The sequence below is a fragment of the Apibacter adventoris genome (genome assembly GCF_002964965.1).
GTDB lineage: Bacteria > Bacteroidota > Bacteroidia > Flavobacteriales > Weeksellaceae > Apibacter > Apibacter adventoris.
On sequence record NZ_PSZN01000018.1, the window covers coordinates 97,565 to 115,459 of the forward strand.

The window sequence follows — 17,895 nt, forward strand, 5'->3', positions numbered from 1 at the left end:
TTACCATTATTTCTTTAATAACAATCGGTCAATATTTGTCCTTGATTTTTGTATTCTATTATTTTTTTCTGATATTTTTCAAAAACAATTTCATCTAAAATTTCCTCAACATTAATCTGCATTTGTAATGATCCGCAAATCATTATTACTCCATTATTTTTAAGCATATCTGCAAAAAAATCTTTGTCTTTTTTTACTAAATCCATTACATATCGTATTTCCCTCATTGAAGAAAAAGAAAAGTCGTATTGCAATAATTTTCCTTGATTAATTTGTTCTTCTAAAAATTGTTCATATTTTATAACTATCTCGTTTTCTTGTCTAAATCCGCAATAGAGTGAAGTTTTTGTTTTTTTTAGATTTTGTGCAATCATACCTAAAAAGGGGCCTATTCCGGTACCGTTTGCTATTAAAACTACTTGATTTGCTTGTTCTGGAAAATGAAAAGAAGTATTATTTATTACTCGGGCATAAATAGTATCTCCAGGATTACGACTGATTAAATATTCAGAAGCCAAACCTGAGGGATAATATTTTATAGATAATTGTATATTATTATTAATCTTTGCTATAGAATAATATCTTTCTTTTTCATTTTCTTTAGATGGATAAACTACTAAAATATCTCCTGAAGTAAATTTAATTTTTCCGGGCTTCAGTTTTATGAGAAATGTGTTTTTGGAATCATTAGGAATATATACTTCTTCCACCTTTATTTTTTTAAGTCCTTGAGGAGTATTTTTATAAAATTTAGTATCGGAATATAATTTTATAGGAGTTATTTTATTCCACTCTTTTACCCATTCTATAAATTCTACTGCAGATTTATCATTTATTTTATGTATTTTAATTAATTTCTTACTCCACAATTCTTTATTTAAAAGTTTATCAACCCACTCAGCAAAACCACAAAAATTATTATATAGCATAGACCCAAAGCCTATTACACAATAATTGACAGGATGATTTTGCGGATATTTTTTTAAAAGTATTTCAAATTTTTGAGCATTAGATGGAGCATCTCCTAAACCATAAGTAGAAGTAAAAATAAGCAAATACTCTGCTTGCGGAAAAGATTGATATTTATTTAATTCTGTTAAGTATGATTGTTGACCTTGTTCTAATAATTGTTTATAAACTGCTTTAGCAAATCTAAATGTAGTTCCATTTTCAGAACCTACTAAAAGGATAATCTTACTTTCTTCTTTTGTATACTTATTTTTAAATTTAGGAGATTTTCGTTTCCAGGTAATAGAAAAACCGGAATATATGAAAAATAAAATATATAAACTTGAAATAATTAGAATAAATGCCCAAACTATACTGTTTCTTCCAGTGTGCAAATCTAAACCAATATTTACAAATTTTTGCGAAATTGGAAAATCAATTTGTGATACAATAGAACCATTGAATTGATTTACTGTTATTTCTTTATCTTTTAATTTAATAATATAATAATCATCGGGTTCTTCTGAAAAAGGAAATTCTATTTTTTTTACTTCAGAAAGCTTGATTTGAGAAAACAAAAGTATATCCTTAAAATCTATTTTTGTAGTAGTTGGATCAGGTGATTGTTTTGAAGTAATTTTATGTTCTGTTTTAGGAAAAAGATTAAATTTTCCCATAGTAAGATAAGTACCAGTAACTGAAATAATGATAATCGGCAAAAGCATCAATCTTCCAAATAATGCATGATAATATTGTGGTGAAGAACTTTTTTTAATTCTTGAGAAAAAACGAGTAATTTTCTTTTGTCTTTTTATTATTAATATACTTCCGGATGTTGCTATTAAAAATAATAAAAATGAATTTATTCCTACAATAATCCTTCCCGTATCATGTAAAAATAATGACCTATGAAAAGACGTTATCCATTGTATAAATTTGCTATTTTTTTTAGGAACTCCAATTATATTCCCATTTTCAGGATTAATATAGCCTTCTATATCGTTCCCTTCCCCATCTAAACCCTGTATTTTCACATAAGAATTATCTGTAATTTCTAATTCCGTAATTTCCAGATATTTTTTTTGTAAAACAGGTAAAGTCTGAGCTAGGCTTATTTGTTTTAATTGATGTATATGATAAGGAGAAACATTATTTTCGATTGCATTAAAAGCAAGTATGGATCCCGTAATGGAAGCCATACTTAAAAATAGAAATGAAATTAATGCTAATGTTAAATGGGCATATCTCCAGATGGAAAGAGTCATTGAATTATTGAATCTTGCTTAGTCTCACATAATTAATATATCCGGTACCTGTAGACTTGCCTGAAAGTGCTTGTGTTGTAAGTGGTATTTCTAAATCTTTAGTGTAATATTTCTGATCTTCTACAGCTGTTTCAAAACGTAGTTTATATCCTTTATTTATTTTAGAATTTTCAATTTCTAAAGTGGTTATACTTCTATCTCCTCCAGTTACAGACGCTCCGGTTTTCGCATTTATATCTTTCTTTTTTGAATAATATTTGAACCATTCTTTTAAATTATTATACCATCTTTTATCATCTCCCATTATATATAAAGTTTTTTCATATTGACCTTGAGGCGAAATTAAAGAAACTACTATATAAGCTCCTTCACCCATATAATTATTCATTTGAAGTAAGCATTTATATTTAGAGGTCTGTGCATTTATTATAAAAGGCATTAACCCTAATAAAACACTATACAACACTTTTTTAAGATTTATTTTCATCATAATTTATTTTAGAAAATCTATAGACAATTTTTTCTGTTTTAAAACTTCATTTTCTTTTGCCAAATCATATGCTGTTTCTCCAAATTCCGTTTTTGCGTTTTTCTGAGCTCCTATTGATATTAAATACTTTAAAATACTAGTATCTTTTGCTATCATAGCTGCTCGTTGTAAAGGAGTAATTCCTTCATTATTAGGAGTATTCACATCTACATTAAGATCTGATAATTTTTTCATCAAATTTAAATCATTTTTTATAACTGCTAAATGATAAAGAGTATTGCCCTCTTGTTGTTTTGCTGAAAAATTTAATCCTTTTTCTTTTAACAAAGTTAGCTTTATATCGAAATCTTTATTTCTAGGATTATAAGATTGAATAAGATAGTAAACTGAGGTATTTCCATTGTTATCTGCTTGATTAATATCAGCTCCATTTTTAAGTAACAAGGCTACCATCTCTGAAGTACTGGATTTTACTGCTTGTATTAATGCACATTCTCCTTTATTATTGGTATCATTTATATTTTTAACCATAGATAAAAAGATTTCCGTATTTTGTGTATCTTTTCCACTAGCGCTGTACATAAATGCTGTATTTCCATATTTATCTACTTTTTCCGGATCTACTTCTTTATTTAAAAAGTAGGCTATAATTGGAACCTGATTAGGCTTTGTTACCAAGATATGTAGAACAGTTTGCTGGTCTTCATTGGTTAATAAAGGATTTATTTTTAAATCATCTACAAGGTATTGGAAAACATCTATAGTATTTGCTGTTCTTCGTGTAGCTTCAGCAGCCATAAATAGAGCATTATTTGTATGTTTTACCCCTTTTTCTTTAAGTTTTTTCAATAATTCTACATTTCCTTTTCTTGTTGCATAATCAAATGCTGTATTTCCTTTATCATCGGTATCGGAAAGAGAAAGTCCTTTAGATATTAAATAATCTGTAAGGTGAAGATCTGAATCATATGGAATTTCTAAAAGTAATATATTGGTTCCGTCTTTATATTTTTTTTTAGGGTCTATTCCGGCATTAAAAAAAAGTTTATACAATTCAATATCTGTTTCTCCTGCATTAGCCGCAAATACTAAAGGAGTCAATCCATGAGAGTCTTCAAGGTTTACATCACTTTTTTTCTCAATCAGGTACTTAATTAATTCTATATTTCCCTTGTATGCTGCCCAATGTAGATAAATCCGATTATCATGTGTTAATTTATTAACGTCATTGCCTTTTTGTTTTAATAAATACTTAACGGTTTCTATTGGTGCATCATTTAATATAGCTACCGTAACAGCATCAAACTTATTCTCATTAAATTCTATCGGATTATTACCTTTTTTAATTTCATTTTCCACTGAATGTATATTAGGTTTATTTTTCCAAAAGTCATTATCCAGCAGTATATTATTTTTTTGTGCATTCATCCAAAGAGATGCAATACATAGTAAGGTTATTAATTTTTTTTTCATTTTTTTTATTTTATTAAGTAAAAGTAAATGTATAAAATTTTTATAATATTTTTTATATAGACTAAATAAAAATACTAAATAAAAAAGCAGCTGATGCTATCAGCTGCTTTATATAACACTCCTATTTAAGCAAAATTACTTAATTTTTAAAGTAAGATACAGCTCTGATCTGCTCTTTATCATTATTAACTTCGAATCCTTTAGTTGCATTTCCTGAAGCTGGATCAATAACATATACAGCTGAATTTCCGCTAACCGGATTTAATGGTAAATACATTTTTCCTTTATAAGCTAGTGGCCATCCATTGCTAGATATTTGAGAATAGTCAGGAATACCTTGTACCCATTTAAAGTCTTTAGTTCCCATTTTAATAACTGCATAACGGGTTGCACTAGATGTATTTCCAGAATTTGTCAAATCATTATAAAACTCAAGTAAATAATAATCTTCTGTAATTGGAAAAACTTTTCGGAATTTATATCCTCCAGATGCTGTTTCTATATCGAAATAATATTTATTATCAAATTCACTAGTTCCTTTATTTATTCTTAAAGCACCTGCTTTTTTCTGCGTACTATTTCCTGAACCTGCACCTGAGAATACATACACATTTCCTGAGTTATCTGTTGAAATCTGTGAATAAACTGCTCCTCTCCATTGTCCTCCTGAAAAACTTATACGTGAATCTTGTATAACTGATTTTATGTTTAAGTCATAATCCATTATAGCAACTGCAACATTATCTAATGAAGCATATTTAAACGCTGCTATAATTTCATTATTCCCTCTATCGGCAATTCCTGTTATAGTTGCTTTTTTGTCATTTATCATATGTGAAGCAAAATCTATTGGTTTGTCAACCATATTAATATTATCTCCACTTTTTTCAAAAAGATAGCTATTATCTTTATTGGACATTGCGAAAATATAGTTACCAAAATTTCCGGTTACAGAAAATCTTCCGGTAATAAAAGGACTTCCTTGTAACTCTTGCATTTTATTATCGTCTCCAAATTTAAAAGCTCTGGCTCCAGATTTTCCTTGCCCTAAATCGGATCCGTTAGGATAGATAAATCCCATTAAAGTTTTAGAATTATTTACAACTATTTGAGTAAAAGAGCTGGTTGTTTTTACTGCATTTGCATTATCTACTATGCCATCAGTCCCGGAATCTAATTGATCAACCGTCAAAAAATAGGTACCTACCCCTAATTTTCCTGTTCCCGGAGCTGCGGATATTACAAATTTGCCTTTTTCTACTACAGGCGGTTCTACGGGATCATCATTATCATCACTACTACAAGAGATTGCCATATAACTCACCAGAACGCTTAGTATAACTTTTTGAATAATGTTTGTTTTTCTCATAATATATTTAATTTATAATCTGTTTATTGAATTTATTATTTTTTTAATAGGGATATACCGGTAATCCCTTCTGCTTCAACTACTAATCCTGCCTTAGCTGTAACAGTCTTAGGGTCTATTTCATATACGGTAGGCTGATCATTAGATGTGGTTACCGGGTAATATATTTTTCCTTGATAACTTAAAGGCCAACCGGTTCCTGTTATTTGATCTTTAGATGGAAAACCTGTTTTTAACCATGTAAATTTTTTGGAGTTCATTTTCACAATAGCGTATTGTGAAGCAGGACTTATATTTTCATATTTCAATTCGTTATAAAATTCTAATAAAAAATAATCTTCAGTTATATGAAATACTTTACGAAATCGGTATCCACCTGAAGCTTCTTCAATATTAAAATAATAATCTTTATCGAATGATGTACTTCCTTTACTTATACGAAGCGCTCCTGCCGGTTTAGTGGTTGTACTTTCATAGGATCCAGAAAATACATATATATTTCCTGAATCGTCCATTCCTAATTGTGAGTACATTGCCGAACGCCATCTTCCGCATGAGTAACTGATTCTATTGTCTGTATAAATCCTTTTTACATTTAAATCTATATCCAAGGCTATGATATATACCTTGTCGGGATCATTGGGGTTAACTAAGGAGGTAAGGAATTCTCCATTTCCGATATCAAGAATCCCGCTTATTGTTGGATTTCCATTGCCCACTATATTATCTGTATGTAGTGTTTTTGTAGTGATAGAAAGATTGTTTCCATTTTGTTGTATAAAACTAAATATAGCTCCTGTAGTACCGTCCGCTAAAGGTTGGGTTCCTCTTGCTGCAACCATATAATCTCCAAAGGTTCCAACTGTATTAAAACTACTTACCTGAAATCCCATATCTCCCTCTCCTTTCAACTTTTGTAGCTTACCATTTTGTCCTAAAATGAAACAATACCCTACATAGGTTCCTCCTTGTCCATAAATAAGCCCTACCAAAGATTGATATTTATAATTTATAAAATGTGTAAATACCCTTCCTATTTCTATTCCTTTTCCCGATAAGCTGGAACTTCCTTGGTCCAGATTATTTGTAGTAAGCATATAACTTGAAGAACCTTTTGTAGCAGCTACCACAAATTTTTGTGAAAAATCATTAGATCCTTCATCTACTTCTTCATTAACACTATCATCACTTCCACAACTCGTTATAAATATTGTAGCTGTTAGAAGTAAAACTATTTTCTTTGTAAATAATGCTATTTTCATACTTTTTATATCATTTATTTTTATTTGTTTTAAAAAAGAAATATCGAAGCTTTATATAATAAGCTCTTCCTGGCTTTTGCAGGCTATAATTATCGTAAAGTAAAGTATTGGTGATATTTTTAAGTTCTAGAGAGGCATTAAACATGCCTTTATGGAAGCTATAATTTATCATTACATCATGAGATAATTGTTCGGGTAATGTATATTTTGAACTTTTATCTCCTAAGCTTTCCCAGTTTAAATAAAATTTCCCTATAAAATTAAATGTATATCCTAAACTTAAATTATTACCTTTTTGCCCTATATTATTTATATAGTAAGCAGCATCAAGGTTTCCGAAAAAATAGGGGACGTTTGGAATCCTATCATTATAAGTTGCATCTTTTCTAGTTCCACTTATTGATGAATAACGCTCTTTATTTCTTAAATCCTGATAGGTAATATTTCCTCCTATCATAAATCTATTTTTATAGTAAAATTTAACTTCTGCATCTACTCCCATATTTTTTACTTTCCCATGATTTACATAACTAGCGGTTCCATAATGTTGTTCAATAATTCTTCTTATGTAATCACGAGTATCTCTATAGTAAGCACTTACATCAAAATATATGGAATTTTTATTTTTGAATTCTTTGTTCAATGTAATTCCAACATTGTAATTCAACGAATTTTCAGCTTTTAATACAGAATTTCCCATTTCTAACACCTCATCTCCAAAAAGTTCATTATCTGTTGGTAGGCGATAGGCTTTTTCGAAAGATCCTTTTAACTGATAATCTTTCAAGAAATAAGTAAATGCTAAGCCATAACCTGTAGTATTATATTTTTCTGTAGTTTCTATATATTTTGTACTATTAGTGATTTTTGATATATTTTTGGGGCCCTTCACTTTTTGATAATAATATTTTCCAAAAATATCTGCATTCCATATATTCTTATAATTAAATTTATAAGAAACTCCTAATATATTTTTAAGATTAGTTCTTCGCATAGTATCTTTCACTGAGCCGATTTCTACAATAGAAACATGATCTGATTTTTTTCTTTCATATCCGCTTATAACATCGTTTATAGTGAAAGTATGCATATCATTCCATTTATAATTTAAGTTTGCAGTTGCTGAAGTGTTATTATTATGAAATCTTGAAAGTGAATATATACCTTCTCCTTTAGTTTTTTTAGGTACATAATCACCAAACCAATTATATTGACGTGCTGCCGTGTCAATATTTTTATTATAATTTTTATTATAGTTAGCAGTTAGTTTAAAGTTTAGTCTTTTGATAAAAAAATCATTTTTTTCATAAACTAAAGATGGCATAACCGTTGTAGCTTCTCTTTTTTTCTTACCATATACAATTTCCATCAAATTAGCATTTTGGATATCAGAAAATTCTTCACCTAAAGTAATTCCAATCAAAAATTTATCCGCCCAGCTTTTTTTTGTAAATCCTACTTTCAATATACCTGTTTCATTATGATATTTTCCATGAAACCTTTTTACCCAATATTTCTCTGATGAAAATACATTAGTATCTAAATCCAATACTGATGTTTTTACTTTATAATTATTATCTGAATAATTTTGAAAGGCATTTAACTGAACTGTAAATCCGGACTTTGTTGTATGACCAAAATTTAAATTGGTTTTATATGTGTTAAATGAACCTGATGAATATGATAAATCCAAATAAGTATTTGCACTTTGGGCTGTCACTATATTAATAACTCCTCCAATGGCATCAGCCCCAAATTCAACAGGAACTACTCCTTTGTAAATTTCAATACGATCAGCAATATTTACCGGAATATTATTCAATTGAAACGCCGAGCCAAATCCTTGCATAGGCACACCATCCATAAATAATTTAACATGCCGCCCTGTGAAGCCATTAAGAGAAATAGACATATCCGAACCTACTCCTCCAGATTCTCTAATTTTAACTCCGGGTGCCTTCTCCAACATATGAGCTAAATCTAACGAACTGTTATAAAACGACTTAGCATCTAAAACTGTAACATTGAAAGCAGTTTCTTTTGTTTTCTGCAATGCTGTTTTTCCCTTGATTATTACATCTTCAATTTCTTTATAAGGTAAAGGTTTTAATTCTACAGATATTTTTTTCTTTTCATTTTTAATTATATCAACCTCAATATGATAGTTTTCATAATCCTCATTCGAAAAAGAAAGTAAATAATGTCCTTGTGGTAAAACTAATTTGAAATATCCATTCTGATCGGTTTTTGTTGTATAAACAGTATTTTTTACCCCAACAAAAACCTCTGATATTGTTTTATTTTGAGATTTAACTATCCCCTCTATTATTCCGGTTTGCGAATATAGACCACTTGAAAATAAACCTAAAAAAAAGAAGTATAAATATATTTTCATTGAGTAGTAATTATTTTCTCACTAAATATTAATATTTTTTTTATTTTTGTTTAGACTAAATAAAAATTAAAGGCAAAGGTATAGGATTATAAATATATAATAATACCATATTTGGTATAAAAAATAACAGATATAGTATAATGATTATTTATTCAGAGATCAATAACAAACCAACATTGAAACTGGATATTCCAGATGAAATAAATATAAATTCTTCTATAATTAAAGAACAAAAATTTTTAAAGAATAATTTTGTCCAAGGAGAACAAGAGCTTATTTATACTAGTGGTTTATGTATACTTTCTCAAAAATTTACTGTTTTAGATGATTTTATTAATACATTTTCAGTTGAAAAAGAATATATTCAATTATCTTTATTATATAATGGTAATACCCAAATACTTAAACATGAAACTCAAACAATAAAAGATGTTAAACCGGGGATTCTTCAAATGGCTTATCAGAACAAAAATAAAATAAATGTAAAGATAATCCGCAGTAAGTCCCTAATGAATTATATTAGAATTTTTATTTCAAAACCATATTTTTTATCTATTCTAAAAAATGAAAAGTGGTTTCCTGACAGTGTATTAAATAAAAAAATACAAAATAACAAGTATATAAATTTTGGAGAAATAATCATTTCTGTAAATTTTAGTATTTTAAATATTTTTAATGATATAATTAATCATAATGAGATTGGAATTCTAGGTCATAGTTATTATCATGTGAAACTAAAAGAATTATTTTTGATTGTGTATAGAAATTTTTCTACAAAACAAAATCATTTATTAAATATAAAAATTACAGACTTAAATAAAATTGAAATGGCTAAAGCTTATTTAAATACCCATTATGAAAATCCTCCTACTATTAAACAACTTTCAAGAATTATTCATTTGAATGAATTAAAACTTAAAACCGGCTTTAAACTTTTATATAAAAATACTATTCATAATTATATATCCCAAGTTCGAATGAATTATGCACATCAAATGTTATTAAATAAATATCCAATAAATGAAATAGCTACAGCCATAGGATACAAAAGCCCTTCTCACTTTATCGCCTCTTTTAAAAAACAATATGGAAAAACCCCTAAACAATATGTCATTGAAAATATGCCTTAATTATAATATCCCATTAAAATTAACATTTATTAAAGTTATATTTCGCTATCCTTTTATTTACTAAGTGATTAATATTTTTTAACTATATTATTAAAAATAAAATACATTTGGACATTTATTAACTATATAAGATTTATTTTTTTACACTAAATTTGTCGTTTAAAGAATTACATAAACTATGTTACAAGTTGCATTTATCAGGGATAACAAAGATAAAGTTCTTACAGGATTAAAAAAGAGAAATTTCGCCAAATTGGAATTGGTTAATGAAATTATTGCTTTAGATGACGTTCGAAAAAAAACACAATTTGATCTGGATAACCAGCTCGGTGAGATGAATAAAATATCTAAAGAAATAGGACTTTTGATAAAAGCAGGAAAACAGGATGAAGCAGAATTATCTAAAGCTAAAACGGCATCTTTAAAAGAATCCACAAAAAAATTACAACAAGAGTTAAACGAAATTGAAATAAATTTAAAACGATACTTATACGAAATACCTAATATACCTAATGACTTAGTCCCGGCAGGAATTAATGAAGAAGATAATTTGGAAGTCTTTAAACATACCAGTGATTTAACCATAATAAACCATGCAAAACCTCATTGGGAACTTACTAAAGATTTCGATTTAATAGATTTTGAACTGGGTGTTAAAATAACCGGTGCAGGATTTCCTGTTTATAAAGGAAAAGGTGCTCGTTTGCAACGTTCATTAAGCCAATATTTCTTAGATAAAAATGCAGAAGCAGGATATACAGAAATTGTACCTCCATTTGTCGTAAATGAAGCATCCGGTTATGGTACAGGACAACTTCCTGATAAAGAAGGACAGATGTATTTTGTAAATGAAGATAATTTATATTTAATCCCTACTGCTGAAGTACCAGTAACCAATATTTATCGTGATGAATTATTAGATCCTGAACAACTACCTATAAAGCTCACTGCTTACTCTCCATGCTTCAGAAGAGAAGCTGGTTCTTATGGTAAAGATGTGCGTGGACTAAATCGTCTACATCAGTTTGAAAAAGTTGAAATAGTAAGAATAGAAAAACCTGAAAATTCTTATCAAGCGTTAGAAGAAATGGTTGATCATATAAAAGGTATTTTGGAGTCCTTACAGCTTACATATCGAATCTTACGTTTATGTGGAGGAGATTTAGGATTTACCTCTGCTATAACTTATGATTTTGAAGTATGGTCAGGAGCTCAAAAAAGATGGTTGGAAGTCAGCTCTGTCTCAAATTTTGAAACCTTCCAGGCAAATCGATTAAAATTACGTTATAAATCCGAAGGAAAAAATCAGCTATGCCATACTCTAAATGGATCATCTCTTGCTTTACCAAGAGTTTTAGCCGCTTTATTAGAAAATCACCAAACTGAAACAGGAATCCACATACCCGAAGTTTTAGTACCATATACCGGTTTTGATTTTATTAACTAACGTATTGTTTTATCATGACCATTTCAGAAATACAACAGGAATTAATAAATGAATTTAGTCTTTTTGATAACTGGGAACAAAGATATGAATATGTAATAGAATTAGGGAAATCTTTACCGATCATGCCAGATAAAGATAAAACAGAAGACAGGCTAATTAAAGGCTGTCAATCTCAAGTATGGTTTAAAGCTTATACCAAAGACGGAAAAATGTTTTTGGAAGCTGATTCTGATGCTATTTTACCCAGGGGAATTGTTGCTATGCTAATTCGAATATATTCTAATCAACCTATTTCGGATATTTTAAAATCAAATGAAGATTTTATAAAAGAAATCGGATTACAAGAATTTCTCTCTCCTACTCGTGCCAATGGACTTCTAGCTATGATTAAACAAATAAAATATTATGCTATTGCTTATTCCATAAAAAAATAATCAATTCTAACAAATGCAGTAAATGGGCAATTCTAAAGAAAAGATTTTGGTATTTCGTTTTTCAGCCATGGGAGATGTAGCTATGACCGTTCCGGTATTAAGAGAATTTACTGAACAAAACCCTGATATAGAATTACTTATTGTTTCTCGCTCTTTATTTAAACCTTTCTTTCAATCAATTTCAAATTCCACATTTATTGGAGTGAATCTAGAAGATTATAAAGGAATACGAGGATTAAAGAAACTCGCTGAGGAATTAAAAGTATATAAAGCCACTATGATTGCTGATCTGCATAATGTTTTGAGAACGAAATTTTTAAAGTTTTTTTTATCCTCATTCATTACAAAAAAAGCAACCTTAAATAAAAATCGAAAAGAAAGAAAATTATTAACAAGAAGAAAAAACAAAATATTACAACCTTTACGTCCGGTTTCTGAAAAATATGCGGATGTATTCCGAGATTTAGGATTTACAATAAAATTATCACACAAATTATATCCTATATCTGAAAAAAAAGAAAATTGTATTGGCATAGCACCTTTTGCTAATTATAAAGAAAAAATGTTCCCTTTAGATAAAATGCGAGAAATATGTATAGACTTGGCATCGAATAATTGCACCATATACTTATTTGGAGGAGGTAAAAAAGAATCCGATATTTTAGAATCTTGGGAGAAATTGCATCCAAATATTCATTCCTTATCTGGAAAAACTTCTTTACAGGAACAAATAAAATTTATATGTTCCCTTCCTCTTATGATAAGTATGGATTCTGCAAACATGCATATTGCTTCACTTGTAGGAACACGGGTAATCTCTTTATGGGGAGCTACCCACCCCTTTGCCGGTTTTCTTGGTTATGGACAAAATGAAAGTGATGTAATTCAAAAAACAGATTTGAATTGTAGACCTTGTTCTATTTTTGGCAATAAGCCTTGCTTTAGAAAAGATCGAGCTTGTATGAACGAAATAACAATCCCTGAAATAATTAAAAAAATTCAATTATAATCATTTCCCATTTAAAAAGGTTATTAACTTAACCTAAAAAAATTCTCATACACAAATCCCTTAGGGGGATATTATTTATAAGTAAAAGAGTCATTCATTAAATAATAACTTTACTTTATAAACTCTTAATAAAATTTATTTTAATATAATTATTTCTATGAATTTAACACTCTTTTTTTTACGTTAATTTTCTTTTTAATTCATTTAATAAAGAATTTCAGATAAATAAAATATTTGTATTTTTGTAATATTTAATTTTTAAAAAATGAAAGAAATTCAGTTTAGACAGGCAATCTGTGAAGCCATGAGTGAAGAGATGAGAAGAGATTCTTCAATCTATCTAATTGGTGAAGAAGTTGCTGAATATAATGGAGCGTATAAAGCATCAAAAGGGATGTTAGATGAATTTGGTCCTAAAAGAATTATAGATACCCCAATTGCTGAAAGTGGTTTTTCTGGAATTAGTGTTGGGGCCGCAATGAATGGATGTCGTCCTATAGTTGAGTTTATGACTTTCAATTTTTCATTAGTTGCCATAGACCAAATTATAAATAATGCTGCCAAACTGTATCAAATGAGTGGGGGACAATGGAATATTCCCATTGTATTCAGAGGACCTACAGGTTCTGCAGGTCAATTAGGAGCTACTCATTCACAAGCTTTTGAAAGTTGGTATGCAAACTGTCCTGGATTGAAAGTTATTATTCCTTCAAATCCTTATGATGCCAAAGGACTTTTAAAATCAGCAATAAGAGATAATGATCCCGTTATATTTATGGAATCTGAACAAATGTACGGAGATAAAATGGAAATTCCTGAAGATGAGTATCTAATACCCATAGGAGTTGCAGATGTAAAAAAAGAAGGAACTGATGTGACTATTGTTTCATTTGGCAAAATCGTAAAATTAGCTATGCAAGCCGCTACTGAATTAGAAAAAGAAGGTATTAATGCAGAAGTAATCGATTTAAGAACTGTCCGTCCCTTAGATTATGAAACTGTAATCAATTCAGTAAAAAAAACTAATCGTTTAATTTTATTAATTGAAGAATGGCCATTTGCTTCTATAGCCAGTGAAATTACTTATATGGTGCAACAAAAAGCTTTTGACTATTTAGATGCTCCCATAAAGAGAATTACTACCCCAGATACCTCAGCTCCTTATTCTTCAGCTTTGTTTAATAAATGGTTTCCTAACGTATCAGAAGTAATTAAGGCTGTAAAAAATTCTTTATATAAAAAATAGTCCCCTTTAACCAAAAATAAAATTCTTACTTCAGGTTTCAAATTAAAAAAAATTTATTAATTTGAAACCTGAAACGTTTAAAATAAAAAAACAAAATTATCTATCCAAATTTATATTTATGGAGGAAAAATGCACTTTTTGTGGTAGAAAAAAATCAGAAGTTAATTTACTTATTGCAGGACTTGATGGACATATTTGTAATGATTGTATAGAACAGGCCCACAATATTATAATACAAGAAAAAAAACATGAAGAAACTCATTTTGAGTTTCAAATTAAAAAACCTAAGGAAATCAAAAAATTTCTAGATGAATATGTAATCGGACAGGAAAATGCAAAAAAAACTTTATCCGTAGCTGTTTATAACCATTATAAGAGACTTACTCATTCTTTAGAGGTTAATAAAGAGGTTGAAATTGAAAAATCTAATATCTTAATGGTAGGAGAAACAGGTACAGGAAAAACTCTTATTGCAAAATCTATTGCAAAACTTTTGGACGTTCCTTTTACTATTGTAGATGCTACTGTTTTAACTGAAGCTGGTTATGTTGGTGAAGATGTGGAAAGTATCCTAACGCGTCTTCTTCAAGCTGCTGATTATGACGTAGAAAGAGCTGAACAAGGAATAGTATTTATTGATGAAATTGATAAAATCAGCCGTAAAAGTGATAACCCTAGCATTACCCGTGATGTTTCGGGTGAAGGAGTTCAACAAGCTTTATTAAAACTCTTAGAGGGAAGTATAATAAATGTTCCGCCACAAGGAGGCAGGAAACATCCCGACCAAAAATATATTCAAGTAAATACACAAAATATTTTATTTATTGCCGGAGGGGCTTTTTCCGGAATAGAAAGAATTATTTCCAATCGCTTAAACAAAAATGTCATTGGGTTTGCCAAAGAAAGTAAAGAAGATTTAGAAAAAGAACATGTTTTGTCTCAGGTAAATGCTTTAGATTTAAAAAATTTCGGTTTAATTCCTGAACTTCTAGGAAGATTTCCTGTTATTACAAACTTAGAACCTCTAGATGATAAAGCAATGTTACAAATTTTAACAGAGCCTAAAAATGCAATTATAAAACAGTATCAGGCCCTATTCAAGCTTGATAATATTGACTTAACAGTATCTGAAGATGTTTTAAAAGAAATGGTTAATAAAACAAGAATACTTGGCTTAGGTGCAAGAGGATTAAGAACTATAGCAGAAGAACTATTTTCCAAAATAAGTTATAATATTGAAGATTATCATGACAAAATATATATAACTATGGATACATATATTTTATTAACAAAAAAATAAATATTTTTATTCTTTAAAAATATTTATTTGATACTTAATTTTTTTATGTATATTTGTGTAGGATTATAGTACATTTTGTTTATAAAATCACTTAAATGCTTAATCAATGAAAATAAATTTTACGCCCTTACTTTTTGTATTAGGCTTTATTACAGCTCATTCTCAGATAACAACTAACGGACAAGCCCAGATGTTTGTAAGCTCTAAAACTCTTGTGTATAGTACCGGAGATATCACAATTAATGGTGATAAATCTAAAATTACAAATAGAGGTAACATAAGAATTAAAGATGGTACTTATAATAATAAAAGTACCGATGAAGATTCTGGCATCTTATTAACTTATACTGACGAACAAAATTATGGTCAACTAATTATCAATTCCAAAAACAAAGCTTCTGGAAAAATTAAAATGGAAAAAGAGCTTATGGGATATAATAAATATGCTTATTTTGGATCTCCTTTTTCAAATTATAAATTTGAAGATTTTGCTAAAGACGTTACGGGATCTGTAATCAATTTCGTACCACCATGTAAAACATCTAAAGGAAAAGAAGGTGTAGCTGAACCAGCTTCTGATTATTGTTCCGAGTGGGGTCAAGTTCCTATTTTCGTTTGGAACAATGAGCAATTTAGATATGATCCTGATGATGGAAAACAAACAAATAATGTTTTTACCCCAGGTTTGTTTTATGATATTAGAAAAAGTAAATATTCAGGTTTAGATTCTAAAGTAACTTTTACAGGTATACCTTATGTAGCAGATCAATCTACTCCTATAAAATTTCCTGAAAGAAATTTTAAAATTGCAAAATATGATAAAAATAAGGAAGCAGTGAATGTTTATAGTGTTAAATATTATACCTATATATCAGATGTTTTCGTTCCAGGTATTGAATCTTCATTTAATGAATCTACAGATAATTCAACTTTGAATGCACCAAATGCTAAATTTGCAGATAAAACTCTACAATTATTTAATCCATTTACTTCTAATTTGGATTTAAAAACCCTAACAAATAATTATACCGGACTTGTAGGAATTGGTTCATATGGAGGTGTTACCGTACCTGCAGAATCTAAAAAAAGATATTCTCAAAATGTTTCTGCTGTAACTATAGCTCCTTCAGGCGGTCTTGTTGGTCCTGTAAACCTCAGCATAATTCCACCTATGACTAATTTCTTTATCAAAGCTGCTCCAAATTCAGAAGGTGGGGCTACAACTTTAGATTTATATAATAGCAATAACCAAACTTTTGAAACTTCAGGCTATGCTTTTCCTACGTCAAATAGCGTTATAACAAAGAAGTTAACATCTACCAGCGATAACATCTATCAAATTAATTTACGTTTATTTAATAAAAGTAAAGATATTTTTTATAATGAAACTTATATAGCTTCCGGATCTGAATTTGAAACAGCAGTTATACATAAAAATGAAGTTTATTCTTCTAATTCAAGTAATGAAAAAACTAGTATTTACACTCTACCTGAAGCTAAAACAGGAGGAATTGATCCTAATTTAGCAGATGTTAAGCTATATATAAATGTAATGAATTCTAGTTCTGAAAAAATTGCTATACCTGTAGGTATTGAGATTAATAAAGCTGATGGTTCTACATTTGTTATTACATCAGAATTAGCAGAAAATGGTAAGCTTTTATCAAAAGGTATAAATAAATTTAATGATTCCAATGCTGATTTTTATTTTCATGATAAAAAATTAGGGAAAAGTATCTTGATAGATGCTAATTTTAATTATGAATTTACTCAAAACGAATCCACTAATGACCGATTTGAAATATATTGGGGGAAAAATAAAATTAATGGGGGGATAGGTGAAGAAATTATTAATGGTCCAGATGAAGCGGTAGCTCTAGATGGTTTAACTATTATATATAAATCTGAGGATGAATATAAAGTACATTTTAATAAAAATTGGAAAAAAGCAGACGTTAAAGTATTTAGTATTTTAGGGCAATTAATTTCTTCTGCAAAAAATATAAATACTGAAGATGATTATTTACTACCGATTAAAAATGTCTCTTCTTCTATGTTTATAGTTAAAATTACAAATGAGAAAGGAGATACCATAACGAAAAAAATTATAAAATAATAAATCCTAGG

At 28.8% G+C, this 17,895-nt stretch carries 13 protein-coding genes; 7 read left to right on the forward strand and 6 right to left on the reverse strand.

What is annotated here, in order from left to right:
- Nucleotides 1-14 precede the first annotated feature (14 nt).
- The 6 genes from C4S76_RS07330 to C4S76_RS07355 all read right to left on the reverse strand — a co-directional run bounded on the left by C4S76_RS07330 (nucleotide 15) and on the right by C4S76_RS07355 (nucleotide 9,202).
- Complete coding sequence (locus tag C4S76_RS07330) at nucleotides 15-2,213, reverse strand: PepSY domain-containing protein (protein WP_105193820.1); 2,199 nt, start codon at nucleotides 2,211-2,213, stop codon at nucleotides 15-17.
- A 4-nt stretch (nucleotides 2,214-2,217) separates the two neighbouring features.
- Complete coding sequence (locus C4S76_RS07335) at nucleotides 2,218-2,700, reverse strand: DUF2271 domain-containing protein (protein WP_105193821.1); 483 nt, start codon at nucleotides 2,698-2,700, stop codon at nucleotides 2,218-2,220.
- Between the two features lie 6 nt (nucleotides 2,701-2,706).
- Nucleotides 2,707-4,176, reverse strand: a complete 1,470-nt coding sequence (locus tag C4S76_RS07340; protein ID WP_105193822.1) for an ankyrin repeat domain-containing protein — start codon at nucleotides 4,174-4,176, stop codon at nucleotides 2,707-2,709.
- Nucleotides 4,177-4,315: 139 nt separating this feature from the next.
- The gene (locus C4S76_RS07345; protein WP_105193823.1) at nucleotides 4,316-5,545 is read right to left on the reverse strand and encodes a DUF4374 domain-containing protein; all 1,230 of its coding nucleotides are present in this window, start codon (nucleotides 5,543-5,545) and stop codon (nucleotides 4,316-4,318) included.
- Between the two features lie 35 nt (nucleotides 5,546-5,580).
- On the reverse strand, nucleotides 5,581-6,807 hold the full coding sequence (locus C4S76_RS07350; protein WP_105193824.1) for a DUF4374 domain-containing protein: 1,227 nt from the start codon (nucleotides 6,805-6,807) through the stop codon (nucleotides 5,581-5,583).
- Nucleotides 6,808-6,817: 10 nt separating this feature from the next.
- Nucleotides 6,818-9,202: a TonB-dependent receptor gene (locus C4S76_RS07355; protein WP_105193825.1), complete on the reverse strand. Its 2,385-nt coding sequence runs from the start codon at nucleotides 9,200-9,202 to the stop codon at nucleotides 6,818-6,820.
- Nucleotides 9,203-9,342: 140 nt separating this feature from the next.
- On the opposite strand from C4S76_RS07355, the gene C4S76_RS07360 reads away from it, so the two are divergent.
- From C4S76_RS07360 to C4S76_RS07390, 7 genes are all read left to right on the forward strand, one after another.
- Complete coding sequence (locus tag C4S76_RS07360; RefSeq protein WP_105193826.1) at nucleotides 9,343-10,332, forward strand: helix-turn-helix transcriptional regulator; 990 nt, start codon at nucleotides 9,343-9,345, stop codon at nucleotides 10,330-10,332.
- A gap of 178 nt (nucleotides 10,333-10,510) precedes the next feature.
- Nucleotides 10,511-11,779: a serine--tRNA ligase gene (gene serS / locus C4S76_RS07365; protein WP_105193827.1), complete on the forward strand. Its 1,269-nt coding sequence runs from the start codon at nucleotides 10,511-10,513 to the stop codon at nucleotides 11,777-11,779.
- 14 nt (nucleotides 11,780-11,793) lie between these two features.
- Entirely contained in the window at nucleotides 11,794-12,213 is a 420-nt protein-coding gene (locus tag C4S76_RS07370; protein WP_105193828.1) for a SufE family protein, read from the forward strand.
- 22 nt (nucleotides 12,214-12,235) lie between these two features.
- Nucleotides 12,236-13,222 carry a glycosyltransferase family 9 protein gene (locus tag C4S76_RS07375; RefSeq protein WP_105193829.1) on the forward strand — a complete coding sequence of 329 codons (987 nt, stop codon included), beginning with the start codon at nucleotides 12,236-12,238 and terminating at the stop codon, nucleotides 13,220-13,222.
- A gap of 265 nt (nucleotides 13,223-13,487) precedes the next feature.
- On the forward strand, nucleotides 13,488-14,468 hold the full coding sequence (locus C4S76_RS07380) for a pyruvate dehydrogenase complex E1 component subunit beta (RefSeq protein WP_105193830.1): 981 nt from the start codon (nucleotides 13,488-13,490) through the stop codon (nucleotides 14,466-14,468).
- 118 nt (nucleotides 14,469-14,586) lie between these two features.
- Nucleotides 14,587-15,768 (forward strand): ATP-dependent Clp protease ATP-binding subunit ClpX, encoded by a 1,182-nt coding sequence (gene clpX, locus C4S76_RS07385; RefSeq protein WP_105193892.1) that lies wholly within the window; start codon nucleotides 14,587-14,589, stop codon nucleotides 15,766-15,768.
- 106 nt (nucleotides 15,769-15,874) lie between these two features.
- The gene (locus C4S76_RS07390; protein WP_105193831.1) at nucleotides 15,875-17,884 is read left to right on the forward strand and encodes a T9SS type A sorting domain-containing protein; all 2,010 of its coding nucleotides are present in this window, start codon (nucleotides 15,875-15,877) and stop codon (nucleotides 17,882-17,884) included.
- Nucleotides 17,885-17,895: the final 11 nt, after the last annotated feature.